Annotated in this window: 22 protein-coding genes; 13 read left to right on the forward strand and 9 right to left on the reverse strand. The window is 61.4% G+C overall.

Annotation, left to right across the window (positions count from 1 at the left end; all coding sequences use genetic code 11):
• Window positions 1-150: 150 nt before the first annotated feature.
• The 7 genes from glpE to I5S59_RS12480 form a co-directional block, all read right to left on the reverse strand.
• Complete coding sequence (gene glpE / locus I5S59_RS12450) at window positions 151-480, reverse strand: thiosulfate sulfurtransferase GlpE (protein WP_197876891.1); 330 nt, start codon at window positions 478-480, stop codon at window positions 151-153.
• Window positions 481-494: 14 nt separating this feature from the next.
• A complete protein-coding gene (locus tag I5S59_RS12455) occupies window positions 495-1,370 on the reverse strand; it encodes a symmetrical bis(5'-nucleosyl)-tetraphosphatase (protein ID WP_197876892.1) in 876 nt (291 codons plus the stop codon).
• Window positions 1,370-1,750, reverse strand: a complete 381-nt coding sequence (gene apaG / locus I5S59_RS12460; RefSeq protein WP_197876893.1) for a Co2+/Mg2+ efflux protein ApaG — start codon at window positions 1,748-1,750, stop codon at window positions 1,370-1,372. The genes I5S59_RS12455 and apaG overlap by 1 nt, the downstream gene beginning before the upstream one ends.
• Window positions 1,751-1,856: 106 nt before the next feature.
• Window positions 1,857-2,663: a 16S rRNA (adenine(1518)-N(6)/adenine(1519)-N(6))-dimethyltransferase RsmA gene (gene rsmA / locus I5S59_RS12465; protein WP_197876894.1), complete on the reverse strand. Its 807-nt coding sequence runs from the start codon at window positions 2,661-2,663 to the stop codon at window positions 1,857-1,859.
• Window positions 2,660-3,649: a 4-hydroxythreonine-4-phosphate dehydrogenase PdxA gene (gene pdxA / locus I5S59_RS12470; protein ID WP_197876895.1), complete on the reverse strand. Its 990-nt coding sequence runs from the start codon at window positions 3,647-3,649 to the stop codon at window positions 2,660-2,662. Before pdxA ends, rsmA begins: the two co-directional genes overlap by 4 nt.
• Window positions 3,646-4,962, reverse strand: a complete 1,317-nt coding sequence (gene surA / locus I5S59_RS12475; RefSeq protein ID WP_197876896.1) for a peptidylprolyl isomerase SurA — start codon at window positions 4,960-4,962, stop codon at window positions 3,646-3,648. Before surA ends, pdxA begins: the two co-directional genes overlap by 4 nt.
• Window positions 4,943-7,765 (reverse strand): LPS-assembly protein LptD, encoded by a 2,823-nt coding sequence (locus I5S59_RS12480; protein WP_197876897.1) that lies wholly within the window; start codon window positions 7,763-7,765, stop codon window positions 4,943-4,945. The genes surA and I5S59_RS12480 overlap by 20 nt, the downstream gene beginning before the upstream one ends.
• Window positions 7,766-7,895: 130 nt before the next feature.
• Between I5S59_RS12480 and I5S59_RS12485 the strand changes: the two genes are divergently transcribed.
• From I5S59_RS12485 to I5S59_RS12495, 3 genes are read left to right on the forward strand one after another with little or no spacing between them, the layout of a single operon-like run.
• Window positions 7,896-8,921: an aminoglycoside phosphotransferase family protein gene (locus I5S59_RS12485; protein WP_197876898.1), complete on the forward strand. Its 1,026-nt coding sequence runs from the start codon at window positions 7,896-7,898 to the stop codon at window positions 8,919-8,921.
• Window positions 8,918-9,589 (forward strand): N-acetylmuramate alpha-1-phosphate uridylyltransferase MurU, encoded by a 672-nt coding sequence (gene murU / locus I5S59_RS12490; protein ID WP_197876899.1) that lies wholly within the window; start codon window positions 8,918-8,920, stop codon window positions 9,587-9,589. Before I5S59_RS12485 ends, murU begins: the two co-directional genes overlap by 4 nt.
• 1 nt (window position 9,590) lies before the next feature.
• A complete protein-coding gene (locus tag I5S59_RS12495; protein WP_197876900.1) occupies window positions 9,591-10,355 on the forward strand; it encodes a TerB family tellurite resistance protein in 765 nt (254 codons plus the stop codon).
• On the opposite strand, the gene I5S59_RS12500 is transcribed toward I5S59_RS12495, so the two are convergent.
• Window positions 10,352-11,356 carry an alpha/beta hydrolase family protein gene (locus tag I5S59_RS12500; RefSeq protein ID WP_197876901.1) on the reverse strand — a complete coding sequence of 335 codons (1,005 nt, stop codon included), beginning with the start codon at window positions 11,354-11,356 and terminating at the stop codon, window positions 10,352-10,354. The two genes, I5S59_RS12495 and I5S59_RS12500, sit on opposite strands and share 4 nt — an antisense overlap.
• 94 nt (window positions 11,357-11,450) lie before the next feature.
• On the opposite strand from I5S59_RS12500, the gene I5S59_RS12505 reads away from it, so the two are divergent.
• The 9 genes from I5S59_RS12505 to trpE all read left to right on the forward strand — a co-directional run bounded on the left by I5S59_RS12505 (window position 11,451) and on the right by trpE (window position 22,182).
• Entirely contained in the window at window positions 11,451-13,850 is a 2,400-nt protein-coding gene (locus I5S59_RS12505; protein ID WP_197876902.1) for a PAS domain-containing sensor histidine kinase, read from the forward strand.
• A 1-nt stretch (window position 13,851) separates the two neighbouring features.
• Window positions 13,852-14,481, forward strand: coding sequence for a response regulator transcription factor (locus tag I5S59_RS12510; RefSeq protein WP_128323446.1), 630 nt, complete (start codon window positions 13,852-13,854; stop codon window positions 14,479-14,481).
• Window positions 14,482-14,682: 201 nt separating this feature from the next.
• Window positions 14,683-15,807, forward strand: coding sequence for an ABC transporter ATP-binding protein (locus tag I5S59_RS12515; RefSeq protein WP_197876903.1), 1,125 nt, complete (start codon window positions 14,683-14,685; stop codon window positions 15,805-15,807).
• A gap of 40 nt (window positions 15,808-15,847) precedes the next feature.
• The gene (locus I5S59_RS12520) at window positions 15,848-16,882 is read left to right on the forward strand and encodes an ABC transporter substrate-binding protein (protein ID WP_197876904.1); all 1,035 of its coding nucleotides are present in this window, start codon (window positions 15,848-15,850) and stop codon (window positions 16,880-16,882) included.
• Between the two features lie 64 nt (window positions 16,883-16,946).
• Window positions 16,947-18,194, forward strand: a complete 1,248-nt coding sequence (locus tag I5S59_RS12525) for an ABC transporter permease (protein ID WP_197876905.1) — start codon at window positions 16,947-16,949, stop codon at window positions 18,192-18,194.
• 11 nt (window positions 18,195-18,205) lie between these two features.
• Complete coding sequence (locus I5S59_RS12530; protein ID WP_128323450.1) at window positions 18,206-19,033, forward strand: ABC transporter permease; 828 nt, start codon at window positions 18,206-18,208, stop codon at window positions 19,031-19,033.
• 107 nt (window positions 19,034-19,140) lie between these two features.
• Window positions 19,141-19,815, forward strand: a complete 675-nt coding sequence (gene rpe / locus I5S59_RS12535; protein WP_128323451.1) for a ribulose-phosphate 3-epimerase — start codon at window positions 19,141-19,143, stop codon at window positions 19,813-19,815.
• Window positions 19,812-20,630, forward strand: a complete 819-nt coding sequence (locus I5S59_RS12540; RefSeq protein ID WP_197876906.1) for a phosphoglycolate phosphatase — start codon at window positions 19,812-19,814, stop codon at window positions 20,628-20,630. Before rpe ends, I5S59_RS12540 begins: the two co-directional genes overlap by 4 nt.
• 70 nt (window positions 20,631-20,700) lie before the next feature.
• Entirely contained in the window at window positions 20,701-22,182 is a 1,482-nt protein-coding gene (gene trpE / locus I5S59_RS12545) for an anthranilate synthase component I (protein WP_197876907.1), read from the forward strand.
• 45 nt (window positions 22,183-22,227) lie between these two features.
• On the opposite strand, the gene estP is transcribed toward trpE, so the two are convergent.
• Window positions 22,228-24,147, reverse strand: a complete 1,920-nt coding sequence (estP, locus tag I5S59_RS12550; RefSeq protein ID WP_420066454.1) for an esterase EstP — start codon at window positions 24,145-24,147, stop codon at window positions 22,228-22,230.
• A 400-nt stretch (window positions 24,148-24,547) separates the two neighbouring features.
• On the opposite strand from estP, the gene I5S59_RS12555 reads away from it, so the two are divergent.
• A complete protein-coding gene (locus tag I5S59_RS12555; protein WP_197876909.1) occupies window positions 24,548-25,141 on the forward strand; it encodes an aminodeoxychorismate/anthranilate synthase component II in 594 nt (197 codons plus the stop codon).
• The last annotated feature ends 3 nt before the right edge of the window (window positions 25,142-25,144 follow it).

The following is a 25,144-nucleotide window of genomic DNA, read 5'->3' on the forward strand; positions in this document are numbered from 1 at the left end:
GTACCGGCTCTCCCCTTTTTGGATGGCCTGGGGTTAAGGATAGTTGGTTCTCGGCGAGGTCAAGGGCGGTTGGATGAATTGTTCCGCCCGACCGTTCGTCAGGTCGGGCGCAAGCCCGCTCAGGACGCGGGCTGCAGGAATATTAAAAAATTATTCAGCGGAGCCTTGAGCGGTTTCTGCCGGGTAGGTGCCGCGCCACAGTTCAAAGCCGCCGTCGAGGCTGTAGACATCGGAAAAGCCCTGGCTGACCAGGTAGGCCGCAGCGCTCTGGCTGGAGTTGCCGTGGTAGCAGACCACCACGGTCGGTGCATCAAGGTCGGCGCCGCGGATGAAGGCGGCGACCGAGTGATTGTCCAGGGGCCTGGAGCCGGTGATATGGCCGAGGGCATAGGTTTGCGGGTCGCGAATATCGACCACGACCGCACCTTGCTCGCGCAGCGCCTGGGCCTGCTCGGGAGGGATGCGTTTGAATTCGCTCATGGGGGCGGTTTCCTTCAGGACTGATCGTTCATTCTAGCCGGTTGATGGGCAGCGGGGGCAGGGCGCAGCGTGCCTTGCTCGGTGCAGTCGCAGCGGTGGAACTCACCGCTGTCGACGTTGTACAGGGTCATCGCGCCACCCCATACGCAGCCCGTGTCGAGGGCCACGACGTTGGGCTCGCTGCAGCGGCCTTCAAGGGCGGCCCAGTGGCCGAAGATGATCTTCACGTGGCGTGAGCGACGGTCCTTGTGTGCGAACCACGGCTTGTAGCCCGGTGGTGCGGTGTCGACGCCTTCCTTGCCCTTCAGGTCAAGCTTGCCTTCGCTGGTACAGAAACGCATGCGTGTGAAGTAGTTGGTGATGACCCGCAGGCGCGCCGCGCCGCGCAGGTCTTTGTTCCATTTGTTCGGCTCATTGCCGTACATGCCGTCCAGGTACGGTTTCAGACGGCTGTCGTCGCGCAGCGCCTCTTCGACTTCAGCCGCCAGTGCCAAGGCTTTGCCCAGGGTCCATTGCGGGGGAATGCCGGCATGTACGAGCACCACACCGCGCTGCTCGTCGTAATGCAGCAGCTTTTGCCGACGCAGCCAGTCGAGCAGGTCGCTGGCGTCAGGGGCATCAATGATTTCGCGCAGCGTGTCGCTTTTTTTCAGGCGCTCGATGTTGTTCCACGCGGCGAGCAGGTGCAGGTCGTGGTTGCCGAGTACACATACAAGCGAGTCGCGAATGGCATACAGGTAGCGCAGTGTCTTCAGGGATTCCGGGCCACGGTTGACCAGATCGCCCACCAGCCACAGGCGATCGACAGCCGGGTTGAAATTGACCCGTTCAAGCAGGCATTTGAGCGGTTGCAGGCAGCCTTGCAGGTCGCCGACGGCATACACCGCCATCAGTGCAGGGCTCCGGGGACGGCCAGGCGGAACGGGGCGATGACAGCGTCGAAGCGCTTACCGTCTTCGGCGAACATCTGGTAGGTGCCCTGCATGGTGCCGACCTGGGTGGTGATGACGGCGCCGCTGCTGTACGTGTGGCTTTTGCCCGGGTCGATCAGCGGCTGCTGGCCGATTACGCCGGCGCCACGCACTTCTTCGACCTGGCCATCGCCGTTGGTGATCAACCAGTGGCGCGACATGAGCTTGGCAGGTACCAGTCCGTTGTTCTGTACGGTCACGGTGTAGGCGAAGGCGAAACGGTCGTTTTCAGGATCGGATTGGTCTTTGAGAAAGCGGGTCACGACGCTGACGTCGATCTGGTAGCGGGGATCTGACATGCAAGGGGCCTTGGAAACAGACGCTGTTACGGCGATTGCCTCCAGTCTAGGCCATTGGTGGGGGTGCCGGCCAGTCATGAGCACATGACTGGCCGTCGACCTGCCGTCAGTGGCTGCCTTGTTGCTCGGCCAGCTTGTCGGCCAGGCGCACGAAGGCGGCGAGGTCCAGTTGCTCTGGACGCAGGCTGCCGTCGACGCCGGCGGCTTCGATGGCGTCGCTGCTGAGCAGGGCCTTGAGGGTGTTGCGCAGGGTTTTACGGCGTTGGTTGAACGCTTCGCGCACGATGCGTTCGAGCAGGCGGTGGTCTTTGGCCGGGTGCGGCAGGGTTTCGTGAGGCACCAGGCGCACAATGGCGGAATCGACCTTTGGCGGCGGATTGAACGCGCCCGGGCCGACGTTGAACAGGTGTTCGACCCGGCAATGGTACTGAACCATGATCGACAGCCGGCCCCAGTCACCACCGCCCGGGCCCGCGGCCAGGCGCTCGACCACTTCCTTTTGCAGCATGAAGTGCATGTCGCGGATCAGCTCGGCGTTGCTGAGCAGGTGGAAGATCAGCGGTGTGGAGATGTTGTAGGGCAGGTTGCCGACGACGCGCAGGCTGTTGGGCGCCGCGCCAAGGCTGGTGAAGTCGAATTTCAGGGCGTCGCCCTGGTGCAGGCTGAAGTTGTCACGGCCGGCAAATTGCTGGTTGAGGATCGGTACCAGGTCTTTGTCCAGTTCGACGACATCCAGCTGCGCGCCGCTGGCCAGCAAGCCTTCGGTAAGGGCGCCCTGGCCCGGGCCGATTTCCAGCAGGCGGTCTGCAGATTTGGCGTTGATCGAGCGCAGGATGCGGTCGATGACGCCGGCGTCGTGCAGGAAGTTCTGGCCAAAGCGCTTACGCGCCTTGTGTTGGTATTGCTCACTCATAGTCGGGTCTCGGCCATCTGGTAGGCAGTTTCCAGGGCGACCTGCAGGCTGCCGGTGTCGATCCTGCCGCTGCCGGCCAGGTCCAGGGCAGTGCCGTGGTCGACCGAGGTACGGATGATCGGCAGGCCCAGGGTCACGTTCACTGCAGCGCCAAAGCCTTTGTACTTGAGTACGGGCAGGCCCTGGTCGTGGTACATCGCCAGCACTGCATCGCAGTGCTCCAGATATTTGGGGGTAAACAGGGTATCGGCAGGCAACGGGCCGCGCAGGTCCATGCCTTCGCTGCGCAGGCGCGCCAATGTGGGTTCAATGATGTCGATTTCTTCCGAGCCAAGGTGGCCACCTTCGCCGGCATGCGGGTTCAGGCCACAGACCAGGATCCGCGGGCTGGCAATGCCGAACTTCTGCTGAAGGTCTGCGTGCAGGATGCGCGTGACGCGCTCCAGGCGCTCAGGGGTAATGGCGTCGGCCACATCGCGCAAGGGCAGGTGAGTGGTCACCAGGGCGACCCGCAGGCCGCGGGTTGCCAGCATCATGACCACCTGAGCGGTGTGGGTGAGGTCCGCAAGGAACTCGGTGTGACCAGAGAAGGCGATACCGCTCTCGTTGATCACACCCTTGTGCACGGGCGCGGTGATCATTCCGGCAAAGTGCCCGTCCAGGCAGCCCTGGCCGGCACGGGTCAGGGTTTCCAGCACGAAGGCGGCATTGGCCTTGTCGAGCTGGCCGGCCATCACGGGGTTCTGTAGCGGTGTGTCCCACACGTACAGGCTGCCAGCAGGGGCAGGCTGGTTCGGGAGCGCGCCGGGCTGGACGCAAATCAGGCTGACAGCCACACCCAGTTGCGTGGCCCGCTCGGCGAGCAGGTCACGGCTGGTGATGGCGATCAGGGGGTACGGCTGGGCTTGCGCGGCGAGCAGCAGGCACAGGTCAGGACCTATGCCGGCTGGTTCGCCGGGTGTGAGGGCGAAGCGCTGAGGTTTCACTGGGAGGCCTGATCGGCGCCAGGAAGCTTGATTTCAACGTAGGCTTCGTCACGGATCTGGCGCAGCCAGGTCTGCAGCTCTTCGTCGTATTTGCGGTTACGCAGTACGTTCATCGCTTGTTGCTCACGCGCCTGTTCGGTGCTGTCGGTGGCGCGGCGGCCCAGTACTTCAAGCACGTGCCAGCCGTATTGGGTCTTGAACGGCTTGGTCACCTGACCCTGTTGGGCAGTGGCCATCTCTTCGCGGAACTCTGGCACCAGTGCGTTCGGGTCGATCCAGTTCAGGTCGCCGCCGTTGAGGGCAGAACCCGGGTCTTCCGAGTAGCTTTTTGCCAGCTGGGCGAAGTCTTCACCATTCTGGATGCGCTCGTAGAGTTTTTCCGCCAGCGCCTTGGTGGCCTCTTCGCTGCGGATTTCACTTGGCTTGATCAGGATATGGCGAACGTGCACTTCGTCACGCACCATGGCCTGACCGCCGCGCTTTTCCTGAAGCTTGAGGATGATGAAACCACCCGGGGTACGAATCGGCTCGGTGACATCACCGACTGCCATGGAGCTGAGCAGGCGGTCGAACGGTGGTGGCAGCTGAGCCGCTTTACGCCAGCCCATCTCGCCGCCTTCCAGTGCGGTTTCGCTCGCCGAACGGGCGATGGCCAGTTGAGCGAAGTCGGCGCCTTGTTTGAGCTGCTGGTAAATTTCACCTGCTTGGCGGGCTGCTGCCTGGATGGTGGCAGCGTCAGCACGTTCCGGGGTCGGAACGAGGATGTTGGCCAGGCGGAACTCTTCGGACAGTTGCATCTTGCCCATGTCCGAGGCAAGGAAGTTCTTCACTTCCTGCTCCGACACTTGAATGCGCTCTGCCACACGGCGCTGACGCACGCGGCTGATGATCATCTCGCGACGGACCTGCTCGCGGGCGTCATCGTAGGACAGGCCGTCATGGGCCAGGGCGGCGCGGAATTGATCCAGGCTCATGCCGTTGCGCTGGGCAATGGTGCCGATGGCCTGGTTCAGTTCTTCGTCGGTGATGCGAATACCGGAGCGATCGCCGATCTGCAACTGCAGGTTCTCGACGATCAGGCGCTCCAGTACCTGCTGGTCCAGCACGCTGGCGGGCGGCGCAGAACCGCCGCGCTTGGCGATGGTTTGCTGGACTTCGCGCACGCGCTGGTCAAGTTGGCTTTTCATGACCACGTCGTTATCGACAATGGCCACAACGCTATCGAGTTGCTGAACGGCGGCATGTACCGCGCCGCTCAGCAATACAGCGCCCAGCAACAGCGGGCGCAGACAATCAGTAAGCTTGGTCTTCACGTGTACGATAACCTTGAATGCCCTGGTCGAGGAACGACTCGACCTTATTGCCCACTACGCCGCCGAGGCCTTTCAGCACAATCTGCAGGAAGACGCCGTGGTCGCCTTTTTCGTTTTGCGGGGTTGCCTGGCTGAAATCGTCGTAATCGATCCAGTAACGGTTGATCAGACGCAGTTTCCAGCAGCAGTTGTCGTACTCGAAACCACCGAAGGCTTCCAGGGTACGGTTGCGGTTGTAGTCGTGCTGCCAGCGGGCGATTGCGGTCCATTGTGGAACGATCGGCCACATGACCGAGAAGTCATGTTGCTGGATTTTGTAGTAGTCCTTGACGTAGTTAGGGCTGCCCGGAGTGCCATAGTCGCCGCCACCTACCTGCCATTGGCCGGTAGTGCTGTTGTAGGAGACCGTGTCATTGCGGTAGCGGTAACCAAGGTTCACGACCTTGTTCACGTTGTCTTCAGGCTGGTAGTGGAACATCGCGCTGCCCGAACGGGTGCTGCGGCTGTCCGGATCCCAGTTGAAGTCGGAGTCGAAGCGCCAGTCGCGGTTGAAGCGGTAGCCATACTCCAGTGCATAAGGCGAAACATCCGACTGGGCGTCATCTCGGGTTTTCCAGTCAATGCCTGGAAGTTGAACCTTGCGATCCTTGAAGTACAGCGCCTGACCGATGCTGAACCGTTGGCGTTCGAAGCCGTTGTCTTCGATCCAGCGGTTGGTTACGCCCAGCGACAGTTTGTTTTCATCGCCAATGCGGTCGATGCCAGCGAATCGGTTGTCGCGGAACAGAGAGGCGTAGTTGAACGTGGTCTCGCCACTGTCGAAGATCGGAATGTCTTTCTGATCCTCATATGGAACATAGAGGTAGAACAGGCGCGGCTCCAGCGTCTGGCGGTAGTTCTTGCCGAACCACTGGGTGTTACGGTCGAAGTACAGGCCGCTATCGATGCTGAAAATCGGTACGTTGCGATTTTGAGAGCCACTGAAGTCACCCCGCAAGTCTCGGGTTTCCGGACTTGCATTCGCCAGGTCGCTCTTGCCCTTGCCGTCCAGGTCAAGATCGTAATGGGTCGTCATGTACTTGAGCGAAGGTGTCAGGTACCCGTAGGTGGCAGTCATCGGCAGGCTGATTTTCGGCGCCGCATTCAAACGAGTACCGTTGGATCGAGCTACGCCGAAAACGTTTTCATCAAGTCGTCGGCCAGGCGCGCCGGCGCTTGCGTCGGGAAGGCCGTCTTCATCCAGGACAAAGTCATCCTTCAGGTCACGATCAAACCGAACTGCTTCTGTTTCATAGCTGAAATTGAAACCACCCGGATGATACGGCAGCATTCCGTTGAGGGTGAGCTGCGGCAGTTTGTCATACGGGGTGATCTGCGAGATGGTCGCCAGCTCATACGCCTGCATGTTCAAGCGCGCGGTGTAGCTGTCGCCGCGCCAGGTAAGCGCACCCTGCTGGTTGATGAAGTCCTGGCTTTCAACACCGATCTGGTCCGACTCCAGGTCCTGGAAGTAGAACGGATCGCTGATGTCGGTATAGTCGACTTCAGTCATCAGGCGCTCGTCAAGGCCGCCCTTGTGCTGCCAGTTGACCATCCAGCGTTGATCTTTGTAGTCGGTCTGCTCTTTGCGATCGTCATTCTTGTCGTTCAGGTAAGCACCACCGAACTGACCTTCACTGGACTTGGTCAGGTAGCGGAACTCGCCTTCCATCAACAGGCCACGTTTGGCCATGTAGCGTGGATACAAGGTGGCATCGTAGTTCGGCGCCAGGTTGAAGTAGTACGGCGTGACCAGCATGAAGCCGGTATCGCTGCTGGTGCTGAACGACGGTGGCAGGAAGCCGGACTGGCGACGGTCGTCGATCGGGAAGTAGATGTACGGTGTGTAGAACACCGGGAAATCCTTGACCCGCAGGGTGACGTTGGTCGCGGTACCGAAACCGGTGGCCGGGTTCAAGGTGATGTTATTGCCCTTGAGCTGCCAGGCGTTGCTGTTCGGCTCACAGGTGGTGTAGGTACCGTCCTTGAGGCGAATGATGGCGTTTTCAGCACGTTTAGCGTACAGCGCGTTACCGCGAATGCGCGATTTGTGCATCACGTACTCGGCGTTGTCGACCTTGGCTTCACCGGTGTCGAGCTGGATGTCGGCGTGATCGCCCACTACCAGCGAGCCGTTGTCACGGATCTTGACGTTGCCGCTGAGCTCACCACGGTTCTCGGCCTGGTACAGGTTGGCCTCGTCGGCTTCAACCTGCATGCTGCCTTGGCGCATGACTACGTCACCGGCGAGGCTGGCGATCTGCTGTTCCTGCTGGTAACGGGACACCTTGGCGCCAATGAAGGTCGGTGCTTCGTCCTTCGGCGTGGTGTCATCCATGCCCGGACGGGTCGGCTCGATGTAGGCACCGGCACAATACGGGCCGGTTTCAGCGAGCTGGGCAGGGGTGAGCTGATCACGTGGAACCCAGTCCAGGTGGCTGTAGTCGGCACTGCGGGATTTCAGGCCACGGCCTTTACTCTCGGTGACGAGCATCTGACCCTGGCCGGCCTCGGCAGCGGCTTCGCCTGCCTGCTCACCGGTTTCGCCGGTCGAGCTGGCGGCTGCACCTTCGTGCACCGGGCGTGGCGGAAGCGTGGCGGTGTTGGCTTTGGGCTTGCAGTCCCAGCCTCCGGCAGCGGACACTTGGCAGTCGAATTGCTCTGCGGCGACCACGTACGAGGTGGCCAGAGGTTGCATCGCCAGCAGACCGCCGGTGACCAGCAACGGGAATTTTTTACGAAACGCGGGGGATTTCAATGCCATCTTATTAGTCCGGGCTTCCTGCGTGCCATCTGCCCGCGTGTGGGGCCGCACGCCTCTCGATGGTCTGAAAAAGATGCTGGATAATAAAGCATGACCCGCTTGACGGCTAGGGCCGTCGGAGACCCTTGTAATGCCTGATCACGATGTACGCCTGCAACACCTCACTGTCTGGCTCGAAGAACAACTGCAGAATCTGTTTCAGAAGCAGGGCTGGGGCGCCGTTCCAGCGGGCACGCTGACGGCTGCCAGCAGCGATGCGAGCTTTCGCCGCTACTTTCGCTGGCAGGCCGACGGCCGCAGTTTTGTGGTGATGGACGCACCGCCTCCGCAGGAAAACTGCCGTCCTTTTGTTGATATTGCCCATCTGCTGGCCCGTGCGGACGTCAATGTCCCGGTGATTCACGCCGAAGATCTGGAGCGCGGCTTCCTGCTGCTGAGTGACCTGGGCACCCAGACTTACCTTGACGTGATCAACGCCGATAATGCCGATGCGCTGTTCAGCGATGCCATCGAAGCGTTGCTGGCGTTCCAGCAGTTGCCGATGGACACCCCGTTGCCCAGCTATGACGTGGCGTTGCTGCGCCGTGAGCTGGAACTGTTCCCGGAGTGGTACGTAGGGCGCGAGCTGGGAATTGGCTTCACCGACACGCAATTGGCGGCCTGGCAACGTATCTCTACCCTGCTGATCGACAGTGCCCTGGCACAACCCAAGGTATTGGTGCATCGCGACTACATGCCGCGCAACCTGATGCAAAGCGTCCCGAACCCGGGCGTGCTGGACTTCCAGGATGCCGTTTACGGGCCGGTCACCTATGACATTACCTGCCTGTTCAAGGATGCGTTCCTGAGCTGGCCGCAAGCTAGGGTAGAGGGCTGGCTGAGAGATTACTGGCAGCGTGCGCAGGCCAAAGGCATTCCGGTACAGGCTGATTTCGAAGGCTTCTACCGCGCCAGCGACCTGATGGGGGTGCAGCGTCACCTCAAGGTCATCGGTATTTTCGCGCGCATCTGCCACCGCGACGGCAAACCCCGCTACCTGACCGACGTACCGCGCTTTTTCGCCTATATAGATGAAGTGATCGCTCGCCGCCCTGAGCTGGCCGAGCTGGATGAACTGATCGAGAGCCTGGTGGCAGCGGGCGGAGCGCGTCCATGAAAGCCATGATACTTGCTGCAGGCAAAGGGGAGCGGATGCGTCCGCTGACTCTGCACACGCCAAAGCCGCTGCTGCCGGTCGCGGGTGTGCCGCTGATCGAGTACCACCTGCGCGCGCTGCTGGCTGCAGGCTTCAAGGACGTGGTGATCAACCATGCCTGGCTGGGCGAGCAGATCGAAGCGCACTTGGGCAACGGTGCCGGTTGGGGCTTGAACATCAGTTACTCTCCGGAGGGCGAGCCGCTTGAGACCGGTGGCGGAATCTTCAAGGCCTTGCCGTTGCTCGGTAATGAGCCCTTTGTCCTGGTCAACGGTGATGTCTGGACCGACTACGACTTCAGCCGTTTGCCGCAACAGCCCGCCGGTCTTGCCCATCTGGTGCTGGTCGACAACCCGGGCCATCACGGCAAAGGTGATTTCTGCCTGCAACAAGGGCTGGTCACAGATGGTCACGAAGGCGCTGACACCCTGACCTACAGCGGTATTGCCGTTATCGACCCTAGGCTGTTCAACGGCTGCAGTGCGGGCGCCTTCAAGCTGGCCCCGCTGCTGCGTAAGGCGATGATTGCAGGGCAGGTCACGGGCGAGCACTTTACTGGGCATTGGGTCGATGTCGGTACCCAGGAGCGCCTGGCTGAGGTCGAGCAATTGATCAAAGGGCGGCGCTGACATGCTGTGGCCGAGCACAGTGATTGGTGCCGGGGCCGGTTTCGCTATTGCCAGCATTCCAGGGGCATTGCTGGGAGCGTTACTGGGACAGGCGATGGATCGCCGCTTGCAGCTGCACAGCTGGGCGCATCTGCGCGAGCGGCTAGGTGGGCGCCCGGTGTTGCGCGACGACGAAGTGCTGTTCGTGCTGCTGGGCCGTCTGGCCAAGTGTGATGGTCGAGTGGCTGATGGCCATATTCAGCAGGCGCGTCAGGAGATGCAGCGCCTGGAGATGAACGAGCCCGCACGGCGACGGGCAATCGCGGCATTCAATCGCGGCAAGAGTGGCAAAGACCGCCTGGGCGTGTACCTGCGTCGTGTAAGGCAGCAGCCGCATGCTGCGGAAGGGATGTTGCGTGCCTGTTGGCGGATGGTCTGGGCGGATGGCCGGGCCGGTCGTCGCGAGCGTGAGCTGTTGCTCGATTGGGGCCAGCAGTTGGGCTGGTCTGCGCACAAGGTCCAGGCACTGGCGCTGGAGTACGAACCCCGCCGGCCCAACCTGACCGGCGCCACGCTGGGTTACCAGGATGCCTTGCACCTGCTCGGGGTCGAGGCACATGCCGAGCCGGGCCAGATCAAGCAGGCCTACCGGCGGCTGCTGAGCCGCCATCATCCCGACAAGCTGGTCGGCAGCGGTGCAAGCCCGTCCCAGGTACGTGAAGCGACAGAACGTACCCGCGAACTGCACCAGGCCTACTCGATCATCCGCAAGCGTCAGGGCTTCTAGTCGACGTTTTCCGGGCTGATCCAGCCGCGTACTCGGCGGAACAATTGTTCCTGTTCCGCTGCGGCATTACCTGGCAGGGTAATTAACCCGACCTGGCGGTAGTCAGTGTCCTTGAGCCGTTTGCTGGCTTGCAGTCGTTGCTCGGCCAATTTGCCGGACTGTGCCTGGTTTTTATAGAAGAAGTCGGCAGTGGGCACTTTCAATGAAGGCATTAGCGCCTCCAGAGGCTGCCCGGCTTGAGCCGGTGTTTGCGCGGCGACCATCACCAGCTTTTGCACCTGCGCAGGTTGCCGTTCGCTCAGGTAGCGGGCAGCCCAGTAAGCACCACTGCCATTACCCAGCAAGACAATACTGCGGGCATTGTGTTGCTGGGCGTAGGCCACTGCGGCATCCAGGCGGGCAAAAATCCGCTCTGCATCGGCTTTGTCTTCTGACCCTGCTGCTTGCTCCGGGCTGGCGCCATCGCTGGTTTCGCCCTCGTTGGCCGTGGCTTTCTCGACGCCAGCGTTGGCGTCTTCAGGGGTGTTCTTGGCCGGAGCGCTTTGGCCGGTGGCTACCGGCTCACTGGGCGCAGGTGCGGTGTCGACGCGCGCTTGCGGGCTATCGCTGACCAGATCCGGGAGGCTCAGGCTCAGGCTGTGCCAGCCAGCATCCGGGAATTTGCGGCGCAATGGGCCGACCGTCTTCGGCCAGTCTGCGTTTTCGCCAGCCCCGGCCAGAATGATCACGGCACCCGCCGGTTCGCTGTTATTGGCCGGTTTCCACAGGGCGAGAAAATTGTCGTTCCCTGCTTGCAGCATCTGTTGTTCGGCCTGGGGCACTTGCCGTTCCAGGGCTCGGGCATCTTCCTGGCTGCGTTCGGCCAGTGGCTGGCGCTGGGCAGCGGCTGACGGCGCATTTGCAGGCGCTTCTGGTGTTTCGGCGGCGGCCGCGTGTGCGCTACAAGGTAATATCAAGGAAAGGCAAAACGCCGGAAGCGTCGTGCGATAGAGTGCGAACATGGATTGATCCAGGCCAGAGTAATACCGGCAGCCTAATAGTATTTGTCCGGGACGGCCACGCGCAGTGACCCTCCTTTTGATGATGAGCGTTTAGATGAAATCAGTGCGTTGCCTGTTGGTTATCGGCTGTTTCTGCTGGTCCTTGATCGCTGGGGCCGCGCCCGCAGCAGCGCCGGCCACCCTGGTGCTGGAGCCTGCGCAGCAGCAATGGCTGGAACAGCACCGCAGCCTGCGGGTCGGGCTGGTTCTGCAGGCGCCGTTTGCCCAGTTCGATCGTCGCCTGCAGCAGCTTTACGGGGTTAACGTCGAACTCATGAACTGGCTCGGCCGCTCGCTGGGGCTGGACCTGACCTGGCGTAATTTTCCGGATCAGGCCGCGCTGGAGCGGGCGCTGGTGGCCGGTGAGGTCGACCTGGCCCCCGGGCTCACCCAGACGCCGGCGGGTTTGCGCCTATGGCTATTCACCGATCCCTATATGCGTGTGCCACAGTTGATCGTCGGTTTGCGCAGCGGCGCCGTGGCGGTGGATCTAGAGAAGCTCACCGAGGCTGAGCGCGTGGCCGTACGCATGCCCAGCGCCGTTGCTGACTACCTGCGTGGCACCTACTCAAACCTCAATCTGCAAGGCGTTCCGCAAGAGCGCCAGGCATTGCAGTTGGTGCTCAGCGAGCAAGCGCGCTATGCCGTGGTGGATGAAGCGCAGCTGAGCCGCCTGTCGCGCGAAAACGAGTTCAGCGACCTGGCTGTCGTCGGTGATATCGGCCTGCCGCAATTGTTGCGCGTGGCCTCGCGCCGCGACTGGCCGCAGTTGGCCGAGATACTTGAACGTGGCCTGCAGGCGATTCCGGCCAAGGACCTCGAACAATTGCACCAGCGTTGGCTGGAACCCAAGTACCCGCGCCTTAGCGAATCCCCGGGTTTCTGGCAGAACCTGGCCTTGTTGCTGGCAGCCTTGCTGTTCGCCAGTGCGGCCATCGTAGTCTGGCAGCGGCGCCAGTTGCATCAGCTGGAGCACAATCTGCTGGCGGCGAGAGAGAGTCTCAACCAGCGCCAGGCCCGCGAAGAGGCGTTGCGCTTGAGCCAGTTCTCGATTGACCAGAGCACGGTGGGCATCCTTTGGGTCAACTGGGACAGCCATGTACGCTATGCCAACCGCGCCGCCGAAAGCATGCTGGGGTATGCAGAAGGGGCGGTGATCGACCGGCCGTTGATCGATTTCGAGCCCAACTTGCACATGGATCGCTGGCTGGAGCTGTGGAAGCGCGCCCGGGGCAGCAACGACACGGCCCAGCATTTCGAGACCCAGTGTTTGCGCGCCGATGGCAGCATGCTCCCGGTGGACGTGTCCTTGAGCTTTTTGCGCTTTCGCGATGCCGAGTACCTGGTGGTGTTTCTCACCGATGTCACCGAGCGCCGTCGTGCGCTGGCCGCCTTGCGCGAAAGCGAGGCGCGACTCAAGGGCATCGCCGGTAACGTTCCGGGCCTGGTGTTCCGCCTGGAGCGTAATCCGGCAGCGGGCGATCTGGAGTTTCCCTATATCAGCGAAGGTAGCGAAGCCTTGGTCGGTTATACGCCGGCGGCGTTGCAGCATCCGGACATGGGCTTGCGCAATCTGGTCCACCCGGACGATCGGGCGAATTATCACAGCGTTCAGGACCTGGCCTTGGCCACCGACCGAGACTGGTCATGGCAAGGGCGAATCCTGACCCGCGACGGCGAGCAGCGCTGGGCCGATATCAAAGCCAGTACCCGTAGCCTGGGTGATGGCCGAGTGGTGTGGGACGGTGTTGTCTGGGACATCACCCAAAGCAAGCGGGCGGAACTGGAGCTGGCCCGCTCTCAGGAGCAGCTACGGGAATTGTCGGCGCACCTTGAAAGTGTGCGTGAGGAAGAAAAAGCGCGCATTGCCCGCGAAGTGCATGACGAACTGGGGCAGATGCTGACCGTGCTCAAGCTGGAAACCTCCATGTGTGAGCTGGCGTACGCCGACCTCGACCCCGGCCTCAACGAGCGCTTGGCCAGCATGAAGCGCCTGATTGCCCAGCTCTTCCAGCTGGTTCGCGACGTTGCCACCGCTTTGCGACCACCGATCCTCGACGCAGGCATCGCTTCGGCGATCGAATGGCAGGCGCGGCGTTTCGAAGCGCGCACGCAGATTCCTTGTCTGGTAGACGTGCCGGAAAACCTGCCACCACTGAGCGATGCAAAGGCCATCGGGCTGTTCCGCATCCTGCAGGAGGCGCTGACCAATGTCATGCGACATGCCCAGGCGCATACTGTGCAGATCAGTTTGAGTCTGGACGGCAAGACCTTGCGCTTGACGGTGATTGACGACGGTATCGGTTTTGCCCCGGATGAAAGCCGTCCGGCGTCTTTCGGCCTGGTCGGGATGCGTGAGCGCGTGCTGATGCTGGGCGGGCAAATGACCCTGGAAAGCGAGCCGGGCGAAGGCACCAGCCTGAGCGTAGGTATTCCCCTGAAACAGGAGCGGTAATGTGATTCGAGTTCTGGTTGCCGAAGACCACACCATCGTTCGCGAAGGCATCAAACAACTGATTGGGCTGGCCAAGGACATGCAGGTAGCGGGTGAGGCCGGTAACGGCGAGCAACTGCTCGACGCATTGCGCCATACCGACTGCGAAGTGGTATTGCTGGATATCTCCATGCCCGGGGTCAATGGCCTTGAGGCCATTCCACGGATTCGTGCCTTGAGCAATCCGCCGGCGATCCTGGTGTTGTCGATGCACGACGAAGCGCAGATGGCCGCGCGGGCGCTGAAGGTGGGAGCTGCTGGCTATGCCACCAAGGACAGTGATCCGGCGTTACTGCTGACGGCGATTCGACGGGTCGCCGGGGGCGGTCGCTATATTGATCCCGATCTGGCCGACCGAATGGTCTTCGAAGTTGGATTGACCGATGCCCGCCCTTTGCATTCGCTGCTGTCAGAGCGTGAGTTTTCGGTGTTCGAGCGTCTGGCCCAGGGCGCCAATGTCAACGACATTGCCCAGCAGCTGGCGCTGAGCAACAAGACCATCAGCACCCACAAGGCGCGCCTGATGCAGAAGCTCAATGTGAACTCGTTGGCGGAGCTGGTGAAGTACGCCATGGAGCACAAATTGCTCTGAGTGTTCTGTTTGCGACATCGCGGAACTGTGGGGACGTGCTTGTCCCGCGATGTCATACCCAAAAACGCCATTCTTGTAGGGCAATCCCTACCCCAAGCCTTCCATCCTGCTGATACCAATCTCTCTCCGCCCCCGATTTGCGCCGATCCGCACCTTCACTAGGCTGTAAACACGGCAGTCATCCAACAAGAAGGTACGGGTATGAGTGAGGTGAATTCGAGCGCTGCAGCCGGCGAAGTGCTGGTCAGCTTCCGCGGTGTGCAGAAGAGCTACGACGGTGAGTCGCTGATCGTCAAAGACCTCAACCTGGATATTCGCAAAGGCGAATTCCTGACCTTGCTCGGCCCGTCCGGCTCCGGCAAGACCACCAGCCTGATGATGCTGGCCGGTTTCGAGACGCCGACTGCCGGTGAAATCCAGCTGGCCGGGCGCTCGATCAACAACGTACCGCCGCACAAGCGCGATATCGGCATGGTGTTCCAGAACTATGCGCTGTTCCCGCACATGACCGTGGCCGAGAACCTGGCCTTTCCCTTGAGCGTGCGCAACCTGAGCAAGACCGACATCAGCGAGCGGGTCAAGCGCGTGCTGAACATGGTGCAGCTCGATGCCTTCGCCAAGCGCTACCCCGGGCAACTGTCCGGCGGCCAGCAACAGCGGGTGGCACTGGCCCGAGCGCTGGTGTTCGAACCGCAGCTGGTGCTGATGGACGAACCGCTTGGCGCCCTCGACAAACAACTGCGTGAACACATGCAGATGGAGATCAAGCACCTGCACCAGCGTCTGGGTGTCACGGTGGTGTATGTCACCCACGACCAGGGCGAAGCGCTGACCATGTCGGACCGGGTAGCGGTCTTCCATCAGGGCGAAATCCAGCAGATCGCGGACCCGCGCACCCTCTATGAAGAACCGAAGAACACCTTCGTGGCCAACTTCATCGGCGAAAACAACCGCATCAATGGCCGCCTGATCAGTCAGGACGGCGAGCGTTGCCTGGTGCAATTGCCGCGCGGTGAAAAGGTCGAGGCATTGGCGATCAATGTCGGTGAAAGCGGCGAGCCGGTCACCCTGTCGATCCGTCCCGAGCGCGTGCGCCTGAATGGCCACAGCGAGAGCTGCGTTAACCGCTTCTCCGGGCGCGTGGCCGAATTCATCTACCTGGGCGACCACGTACGGGTCCGCCTGGAAGTCTGCGGCAAGGCCGATTTCTTCGTGAAGCAGCCGATTGCCGAACTCGACCCGGCCCTGGCCGTGGGCGATGTGGTACCGCTTGGCTGGGAGGTTGAACACGCGCGCGCGCTCGACCCGATCCTGGAAGCCAATTGAAGGTTTGCTTCACCAACCCTGTACTGTGGAGAGAATAATAATGCTCAAACACTTGAAGTTGACCGCGCTGACGCTGGGGCTGTTTGCGGCGGGCCAGGCCATGGCGGCGGCTGACCTGACCGTGATTTCCTTTGGCGGCGCCAACAAGGCCGCCCAGACCAAAGCGTTCTACGAACCATGGGAAAAGGCAGGCAACGGCAAAATCGTCGCGGGTGAATACAACGGTGAAATGGCCAAGGTCAAAGCCATGGTCGACACCAAAAGCGTGTCCTGGAACCTGGTTGAGGTTGAATCGCCCGAGCTGGCCCGTGGTTGCGACGAAGGCATGTTCGAAGAGCTCGACCCCGCCCTGTTTGGCAACGAGGGTGACTATGTTCCGGGTGCCATCCAGCCTTGCGGCGTAGGCTTCTTCGTATGGTCCACGGTAATGGCCTACAACGCCGACAAATTGAAAACCGCGCCGACCAGCTGGGCAGATTTCTGGGACACCAAGCAGTTCCCGGGCAAGCGCGGCCTGCGCAAGGGTGCCAAGTACACCCTGGAGTTCGCCCTGATGGCAGACGGCGTGGCACCGAAAGACGTCTACAAGGTGCTCGCCACCAAAGAAGGCCAGGACCGCGCGTTCAAGAAACTCGACGAACTCAAACCAAGCATCCAGTGGTGGGAAGCCGGTGCTCAACCGCCGCAGTACCTGGCCTCGGGTGACGTGGTCATGAGCTCGGCTTACAACGGCCGGATCGCCGCAGTACAGAAAGAAAGCAACCTGAAAGTCGTGTGGAACGGCGGCATCTACGACTTTGACGCCTGGGCCATCCCGAAGGGCGCGAAAAACATCGAAGAAGCGAAGAAGTTCATTGCCTATTCGGTCAAGCCTGAACAGCAAAAGACCTACTCGGAAAACATCGCCTACGGTCCGGCCAATGCCAAAGCCGTGGACCTGCTGTCTGCCGAGGTCAAGAAAGACATGCCGACCACCCCGGAAAACATTGCCAATCAGGTGCAGATCGACGTGGCCTTCTGGGCCGACAACAGCGAGCAACTGGAGCAACGCTTCAACGCCTGGGCTGCCAAGTAAGGTCGGCTGATGGAGCGTCGGCACGTTGCCGACGCTTCCTGTTCTCAAGATTTCGGAGTTCGCTATGGCCATCGCAGTGCCCCTGAATGAAGGCGCCGGTTCCACTCTCAAGCAGCGCCTGGCGCGTGCCGAGCGGGTCAACCGCTGGAAGGCGCAAGCCCTGATTGCGCCATTGGCGCTGTTCCTGCTGCTGGTTTTTTTGGTGCCCATCGCCGCGTTGCTCTACAAGAGTGTTGGCAACCCCGAGGTTGTCACGGGCCTGCCGCAAACCGTTGCCGCGGTTGCTCAGTGGGATGGCAAGGGCCTGCCGGGTGAGCCGGTTTACAAGGCACTGAGCGAAGACCTGGGGCAGGCGCGCAAGAACCAGACCCTGGGTGATACCTCCAAACGCCTGAACATGGAACTGGCCGGCTACCGCAGCCTGCTGGCCAAAACCGCCCGAGCCCTGCCATTCAAGGCCGAGCCGGCTTCTTATAAAGAAGCCCTGCAGGAACTGGATGAGCGCTGGGGTGATCCGGCCTACTGGCAGGCAATCCGCCGTAACACCAGTAGCGTCACACCGTTTTACCTGTTGGCGGCCCTGGACCATCGCATCGATGATCTCGGCGAGCTGGCCAAGGCCACCCCGGACCAGGCCATTTACCTGGATATCTTTACCCGCACACTGTGGATGGGCTTCGTCATCACCGTCATCTGCCTGGTGCTGGCCTACCCGTTGGCATACCTGCTGGCCAACCTGCCGACCCGGCAGAGCAACCTGCTGATGATTCTGGTGTTGCTGCCATTCTGGACGTCGATCCTGGTGCGGGTCGCGGCCTGGATCGTGTTGCTGCAGTCAGGCGGGCTGATCAACAGTGCGCTGATGGCCCTGGGGATTATCGACAAACCACTGGAACTGGTGTTCAACCGTACCGGTGTGTACATCTCCATGGTTCACATTCTGCTGCCGTTCATGATTCTGCCGATCTACAGCGTGATGAAGGGCATCTCGCCCACCTACATGCGTGCGGCGATCTCGCTTGGTTGTCACCCCTTCGCCAGCTTCTGGCGGGTGTACTTCCCGCAAACCTACGCGGGCGTGGGGGCAGGCTGCCTGTTGGTGTTCATCCTGGCCATTGGTTACTACATCACCCCGGCCTTGCTGGGCAGCCCGAACGACCAGATGGTCAGCTACTTCGTCGCGTTCTATACCAACACCAGCATCAACTGGGGCATGGCCACCGCGCTGGGCGGGTTGCTGTTGCTGGCTACCGTGTTGCTGTACCTGATCTATAGCTGGCTGGTCGGCGCCAGCCGCCTGCGCCTGAGCTGAGGAGTGCTGTCATGCTGAGCCCTTACATGTCGCCCGTCGAACGGGTCTGGTTCTACAGCTTGCGCATCCTCTGCGGGCTGATCCTGTTGTTCCTGGTGTTGCCTGTGCTGGTGATCATTCCGTTGTCGTTCAACTCGGGCAGCTTTCTGGTGTACCCGCTGCAAGGTTTTTCGCTGCAGTGGTACCACGACTTCTTTGCTTCGGCCGAGTGGATGCGGGCACTGAAGAACAGCATCATCGTCGCCCCGGCGGCGACCGTGCTGGCGATGATTTTCGGCACCCTGGCCTCGATCGGCCTGACCCGCGGCGACTTCCCAGGGAAGTCGCTGATCATGGCCCTGGTGATCTCGCCGATGGTGGTGCCAGTGGTCATTATCGGTGTGGCCAGTTACCTGTTCTTTGCACCGTTGGGCCTGGGCAACAGCTTCATTTCGCTGATTCTGGTACATGCGGTGCTGGGCGTACCCTTCGTCATCATCACCGTGTCGGCGACCTTGCAGGGCTTCAATCACAACCTGGTGCGAGCGGCTGCGAGTCTGGGTGCTTCGCCGCTGACGACCTTCCGTCGGGTGACCCTGCCGCTGATTGCCCCGGGGGTGATTTCCGGTGCCTTGTTTGCCTTTGCCACCTCGTTCGACGAAGTGGTGGTGACCCTCTTCCTTGCCGGCCCCGAGCAAGCGACCCTGCCACGCCAGATGTTCAGCGGTATCCGCGAGAACCTCAGCCCGACCATTGCCGCCGCGGCCACCTTGTTGATCGCGTTCTCGGTGGTGCTGTTGCTGACCCTGGAATGGTTGCGCGGGCGCAGCGAGAAGCTGCGTACCCAGCAGCCGGCCTGATGGTCAAACGACTGCAGGGGCTCCGGTAGGCTTTTGATACCGGTCAGCCCCTGATCGCTTGCCTGAGGTACAATGCGCACCACCGTGATTCTGCCAACAGGTGCGCCATGCAGCCCTACGCTATTGCCCCCTCGATTCTTTCTGCCGATTTCGCTCGCCTGGGCGAGGAAGTCGATAATGTGCTGGCCGCCGGTGCCGACATTGTTCACTTCGACGTGATGGACAACCATTACGTGCCGAACCTGACCATTGGCCCGATGGTGTGTACCGCCCTTCGCAAGTACGGCATCACCGCGCCAATCGATGTGCACCTGATGGTCAGCCCGGTCGACCGTATCATCGGCGACTTCATCGAAGCAGGCGCCAGCTACATTACCTTCCATCCGGAAGCCACCCTGCACATCGATCGTTCACTACAGTTGATCCGTGACGGCGGCTGCAAGGCCGGCCTGGTGTTCAACCCGGCAACGCCGCTCGATGCCCTCAAGTACGTGATGGACAAGGTCGACATGATCCTGTTGATGAGCGTCAACCCGGGGTTCGGCGGTCAGAAATTCATTCCAGGTACCCTCGACAAGCTGCGTGAAGCCCGTGCGCTGATCGACGCCAGCGGTCGTGACATCCGCCTGGAAATCGACGGTGGAGTGAATGTGAACAACATCCGCGAAATTGCTGCCGCTGGCGCAGACACCTTCGTTGCAGGCTCGGCAATCTTCAACACGCCGAACTATGAGGAAGTCATTGCCAAGATGCATGCCGAACTGGCCCTGGCCCGCCCATGAGTGGCTTCGAGCAGCTGTTTCCCGGTGCATTACCCAAGCTGGTGATGTTCGACCTGGACGGTACCCTGATTGATTCGGTGCCGGACCTGGCTGCCGCCGTGGATCACATGCTGCTCGAAATGGGGCGTCAGCCCGCAGGCCTCGAGGCGGTTCGTCACTGGGTCGGCAATGGTGCCCCGGTGCTCGTGCGCCGGGCGCTGGCCGGCGGTCTTGACCATGCAGGCGTTGATGAAGACGAGGCCGAAAAGGGCCTGGCGCTGTTCATGCAGGCCTATGCCGACAACCATCAGCTGACCGTGGTTTACCCCGGTGTGCGTGACACGCTCAAGTGGCTGCACAAGCAGGGCGTCGAGATGGCCCTGATCACCAACAAGCCGGAACGCTTTGTCGGCCCCTTGCTCGACCAGATGAAGATCGGCCGTTATTTTCGCTGGATCATCGGTGGTGACACCCTGCCGCAGAAAAAGCCTGATCCTGCGGCGCTGTTGTTCGTCATGAAGATGGCCGGCGTGCCGGCCGAACAGGCTTTGTTCGTCGGCGACTCGCGCAGTGACGTGCTGGCGGCCAAAGCTGCCGGGGTCAAGTGCGTGGGCCTTTCCTATGGCTACAACCACGGTCGGCCGATCAGTGAAGAAGGGCCGTGCCTGGTGATCGACGATCTGCGAGCGTTGTTGCCTGGTTGCTTAGATTCGGCCACTGGGATAACGTTGGCGGACGTTCAATCCCCCTCAGATCGAGATTCCATCGTGGCGGTTACCGGCAAACTCTGGATGAAAGTCATCAAGGCCCTGGCCCGTTGGCGTTGGCGCGCCTGACTGTTCTCTGCCGGCCGTTGCCGGCCTGTTTGCCTGTTTGATCCAATTTGCTGCTTGCCACGAGGCTATCATGACCCGCGAAGAATTCCTGCGCCTGGCCGCTGCCGGCTACAACCGCATTCCCCTGGCCTGCGAGACCCTGGCCGATTTTGACACGCCGTTGTCGATCTACCTGAAACTGGCCGACCAGGCCAACTCCTATCTGCTCGAGTCGGTGCAGGGCGGGGAGAAGTGGGGGCGTTACTCGATCATCGGCCTGCCGTGCCGCACCGTATTGCGTGTGCACGATCACCAGGTGCGGATCACCCATGACGGTGAACTGATCGAGCAACATGAAGTGGAAGACCCGCTGGCCTTCGTCGAAGCGTTCAAAGAGCGCTATCAGGTACCGACCATTGCCGGTTTGCCGCGCTTCAACGGTGGCCTGGTCGGCTACTTTGGCTATGACTGCGTGCGCTATGTCGAGAAGCGTCTGGGCAAGTGCCCGAACCCGGATCCGCTGGGTGTACCGGACATCCTGCTGATGGTCTCCGATGCCGTGGTGGTGTTCGACAACCTGGCGGGCAAGATGCACGCGATCGTGCTGGCCGATCCGGGTCAGGAAAACGCCTACGAAAATGGTCTGGCGCGTCTCGAAGAACTGCTCGAACAGCTGCGCCAGCCGATTACGCCACGTCGTGGCCTTGAATTGGGCGGCCCGCAAGCGGCCGAGCCAACGTTCCGCTCCAGCTTCACCCAAAGCGATTACGAGCGTGCGGTCGATACCATCAAGGAATACATCCTGGCGGGCGACTGCATGCAGGTAGTGCCGTCGCAGCGCATGTCCATCGACTTCAAGGCCGCGCCGATCGACCTGTACCGGGCGCTGCGCTGCTTCAACCCGACGCCGTACATGTACTTCTTCAACTTCGGCGACTTCCATGTCGTCGGCAGTTCGCCGGAAGTGCTGGTTCGGGTCGAGGACAACATGGTCACCGTACGCCCGATCGCCGGCACCCGTCCACGTGGTGCTACCGAAGAGGCTGATCGTGCGCTGGAAGAAGACCTGCTCTCCGATGACAAGGAAATCGCCGAGCACCTGATGCTTATCGACCTGGGGCGCAATGACGCAGGCCGGGTGTCAGAAACCGGTTCGGTCAAGGTCACCGAGAAAATGGTGATCGAGCGCTACTCCAACGTCATGCACATCGTGTCCAACGTCACCGGCGAATTGAAGCAAGGCCTCAGCGCCATGGACGCGCTGCGCGCGATCCTGCCGGCTGGCACTTTGTCTGGCGCACCGAAGATCCGCGCCATGGAAATCATCGACGAGCTGGAACCGGTCAAGCGTGGTGTCTACGGCGGTGCGGTGGGGTACTTTGCCTGGAACGGCAACATGGATACCGCGATTGCCATCCGTACGGCAGTGATCAAGGACGGCGAACTGCACGTGCAGGCCGGCGGCGGCATCGTGGCCGACTCGGTGCCGGCACTTGAGTGGGAAGAAACCATCAACAAGCGCCGCGCAATGTTCCGCGCCGTAGCGCTGGCCGAGCAGACCCCACGCAGCTGAGTCTGATCCACGGCGCCCGCTTGCGGCGGGCGCCGTTTCCCTCCTTTAGAAGTCCAGGCTCAACGCCAGGTTGATTCCTTGCTGGGTCAACTCGTCGCTCTTGCGCCAGTTGTAACTACCGCGCAGGGCCAGCCCCGGCGCCAGTGTCTGGCTCAAGCCCAGGGTTGCCCGGTTCAGATTGCTTTGCGGGGTGTAGCCGGTCAGGGTGAAGTCATTACCGGGCAGGCTGTTGAGGTGCATGCTCAGGTCTTGGCGATCGTCTTCGAACTCGTGTTCGTGAGCCGCCTCGGCGAATAGCAGGGTGTTTGGCCCAGCCTGGTATTTGCCCTGCAAGCCCAGGCCCAGGCGCCGCGAATCACGGTCCTGGTCATCAAAGCTCAAGGCTGTGGCGCGTGTGCCCTTTTCCGCATAGCCATCGACTTTCACCCGCGCATAGTCGGCACTGACAAAGGGCGACAGGCTCCATTGGCTGCCGGGTGCTGCCAGGTCGTATCCCAGGCGCGCAGCGAACGCCCACAGTTCGCCATCGGTATCACCTTTTTCGCTGCGATCGTTCACGCCCAGGGCAAAGGTGCGCTTCAGGTCGCTGTAGTCCAGGTGCCCGCCGGTCAACGCGGCGTCAGCCCACCACCGGTTTTGCTGGTACTGCACGAAAGCGGTGGCCAGGTAGCTGTCGAGCTTGTAGTCGGAGTCTTGTTCGCCGGCTTCGAGTTTTTGCTGGTAAACACCAGTGGCGACACCTACACGCCAGGCATCATCCAGGCGATAGCTGCCACCCAGTGTCAGGTTGTAGCCATGACCGTCGGCGCTGGCCGAGCTGCGCTGGTTGTCGATATCCAGGTTCTGCCCACCGGCAGCCACGATGGCCTGCCATTGGCCGACCGGTTGCCAGCGGCCTTGCCACTGGTTGCGCAGTTCATCCTGGTGCGCGCGCAGGCTGGCGTGGGCCATTTCCGGTAGCAGCGTAAGCTCCCAGGGGGCTGAAATAATCGAGAACGCGTAGTCGGCAATCAGGTCTTGCCCGGCACTGGTGGGGTGAACCGAATCGTTGAACAGCAGCTTGCTCGGGTCGGGCGTGGCGCTGTTGATGCCGTAGGTTGCATTCTGGATACAGCCGTTGCCGCTGAAGCAGGTACCCACCAGGTTCTGCCCGGTAGCCAGGCCGAACTGCGCCGGGGTGGCCAGGGCTTCCTGCAACAGCAAGGGCACATTGAGCGGTATGACTTGCGCATCGATCTGGCGCAACTGGCCGATCAATTGCTCGTTGAAAATGCTGCTCAGCTGTGAGGCCGGGCCTTGCTGCGGCGTGCCGTTTATCGCCGGAGTCAGCCCAAGGTCGGGCAACAACCAGACCATGATGTACTGCGCGCCGCCCTGCTGCAGGGCCTGGGCGCTGGCGGCCAGGCGATTGGCAGCGGCTGCGGCGGTGGCCGGGCTGGTGATCTGCCCCTGGAGGAAGTCGTTGCCGCCCCCGGTCAGGTAATAAAGCGCGTTTGGGTCGGCACGCAGGCCTCCGGCCAGATAGCCTGGACGTTCGCGCAAGACGGTGCCGGCGCCGGGATTGCCGGGTGGAATGACGACATCCGAGGTGCCGGTGATCGAGTCGAGAATCTGGTCGGTGCGGTAGCCGCCCACCGCCCAGTTGTTGCCATCTGGGCGTCCGAGTGCGGCATTCACCGGCGAGGTCGATGCCCCCAACTCGGCCGGGGCAACCCCCAGCTTCGCCCCCAGCAACATCGGCGAAACCGCGCCGAAGGCTTCGCCATTGCCGTAGGTCGGCCCCACCCGGTTGGTAAAGCGCTGGCCGGAACCCACCGGTCCGTTGCTGTCGGGGAACTGCCCGGCATCGGCAAGGCTGTCGCCGAAGACAATCAAGGTCGAGTACGGGGAGGGGGCTGCATGGGCGCTGGCGCAGGCCAAGGCCAGAAGGGAGAGAGCACAGGGCAACAGAACACGCGCTTTCAACATCGCAAAGATCCTTTTTCGTTGTTGTTATCGGATAGAGCTTTTAGACGTTAGCAAAACATTCCGCGCGTCTTCCATCGCTAAAGCGTTTCGGCATGCCTCGGTCATATTGCGTGGACCGCGCCGGTAGGCTACTGTGCGGGAACGTATGAATGAGACCTACCCCGTGTTGATCGTCAGCAAACTCTTGATGCGCGTTATCAAGGCCCACGCCCGTTGGCGTTGGCGCGCCTGACTTTATCTCCTGCCGGTTTGCCCGGCCCAGTTCCGCTTTGCCTTTTCAAACCGCTGTAACTGTCACTGCATTCGGCAATCACCGTCGCACACAGCGCGGTCCGCGTACGTCAATTACGCGCAAGGCATGTCATTAAAGTCAGTAGATGCAAGAGGTTGAACCCAGATGTTACTGATGATCGACAACTACGACTCCTTCACCTACAACGTCGTGCAGTACCTCGGCGAGTTGGGTGCAGAGGTCAAGGTCATTCGCAACGACGAACTGACCATCACCCAGATCGAAGCCCTGAACCCCGAGCGTATCGTGGTTTCCCCTGGCCCGTGCACGCCGACCGAAGCCGGTGTGTCCATCGAGGCCATTCTGCACTTTGCCGGCAAGCTGCCGATTCTCGGCGTTTGCCTGGGTCACCAGTCCATCGGCCAGGCGTTTGGCGGTGATGTGGTGCGCGCGCGCCAGGTCATGCACGGCAAAACCAGCCCGGTGTTCCACAAGGACCAGGGCGTGTTCGCCGGCCTTAACAACCCGCTCACCGTAACGCGCTACCACTCGCTGGTGGTCAAGCGTGAAACCTTGCCAGAGTGCCTGGAACTCACCGCCTGGACCGCCCTTGAAGACGGCTCGGTCGACGAGATCATGGGCCTGCGCCATAAAACACTGAACATCGAAGGGGTGCAGTTCCACCCTGAGTCGATCCTCACCGAGCAGGGCCACGAGCTGTTCGCCAACTTCCTCAAGCAAACCGGCGGCCGCCGTTAAGGA

The organism is Pseudomonas alkylphenolica (assembly GCF_016009175.1).
GTDB lineage: Bacteria > Pseudomonadota > Gammaproteobacteria > Pseudomonadales > Pseudomonadaceae > Aquipseudomonas > Aquipseudomonas alkylphenolica_B.

Excerpts from the sequence above, each read along its gene's own strand:
- glpE (WP_197876891.1), bottom strand. The coding sequence starts at position 480 with ATGAGCGAATTCAAACGCATCCCTCCCGAGCAGGCCCAGGCGCTGCGC.
- I5S59_RS12455 (WP_197876892.1), bottom strand. The coding sequence starts at position 1,370 with ATGGCGGTGTATGCCGTCGGCGACCTGCAAGGCTGCCTGCAACCGCTC.
- apaG (WP_197876893.1), bottom strand. The coding sequence starts at position 1,750 with ATGTCAGATCCCCGCTACCAGATCGACGTCAGCGTCGTGACCCGCTTT.
- rsmA (WP_197876894.1), bottom strand. The coding sequence starts at position 2,663 with ATGAGTGAGCAATACCAACACAAGGCGCGTAAGCGCTTTGGCCAGAAC.
- I5S59_RS12480 (WP_197876897.1), bottom strand. The coding sequence starts at position 7,765 with ATGGCATTGAAATCCCCCGCGTTTCGTAAAAAATTCCCGTTGCTGGTC.
- I5S59_RS12485 (WP_197876898.1), top strand. The coding sequence starts at position 7,896 with ATGCCTGATCACGATGTACGCCTGCAACACCTCACTGTCTGGCTCGAA.
- murU (WP_197876899.1), top strand. The coding sequence starts at position 8,918 with ATGAAAGCCATGATACTTGCTGCAGGCAAAGGGGAGCGGATGCGTCCG.
- I5S59_RS12495 (WP_197876900.1), top strand. The coding sequence starts at position 9,591 with ATGCTGTGGCCGAGCACAGTGATTGGTGCCGGGGCCGGTTTCGCTATT.
- I5S59_RS12500 (WP_197876901.1), bottom strand. The coding sequence starts at position 11,356 with ATGTTCGCACTCTATCGCACGACGCTTCCGGCGTTTTGCCTTTCCTTG.
- I5S59_RS12505 (WP_197876902.1), top strand. The coding sequence starts at position 11,451 with ATGAAATCAGTGCGTTGCCTGTTGGTTATCGGCTGTTTCTGCTGGTCC.
- I5S59_RS12515 (WP_197876903.1), top strand. The coding sequence starts at position 14,683 with ATGAGTGAGGTGAATTCGAGCGCTGCAGCCGGCGAAGTGCTGGTCAGC.
- I5S59_RS12520 (WP_197876904.1), top strand. The coding sequence starts at position 15,848 with ATGCTCAAACACTTGAAGTTGACCGCGCTGACGCTGGGGCTGTTTGCG.
- I5S59_RS12525 (WP_197876905.1), top strand. The coding sequence starts at position 16,947 with ATGGCCATCGCAGTGCCCCTGAATGAAGGCGCCGGTTCCACTCTCAAG.
- I5S59_RS12530 (WP_128323450.1), top strand. The coding sequence starts at position 18,206 with ATGCTGAGCCCTTACATGTCGCCCGTCGAACGGGTCTGGTTCTACAGC.
- rpe (WP_128323451.1), top strand. The coding sequence starts at position 19,141 with ATGCAGCCCTACGCTATTGCCCCCTCGATTCTTTCTGCCGATTTCGCT.
- I5S59_RS12540 (WP_197876906.1), top strand. The coding sequence starts at position 19,812 with ATGAGTGGCTTCGAGCAGCTGTTTCCCGGTGCATTACCCAAGCTGGTG.
- trpE (WP_197876907.1), top strand. The coding sequence starts at position 20,701 with ATGACCCGCGAAGAATTCCTGCGCCTGGCCGCTGCCGGCTACAACCGC.
- I5S59_RS12555 (WP_197876909.1), top strand. The coding sequence starts at position 24,548 with ATGTTACTGATGATCGACAACTACGACTCCTTCACCTACAACGTCGTG.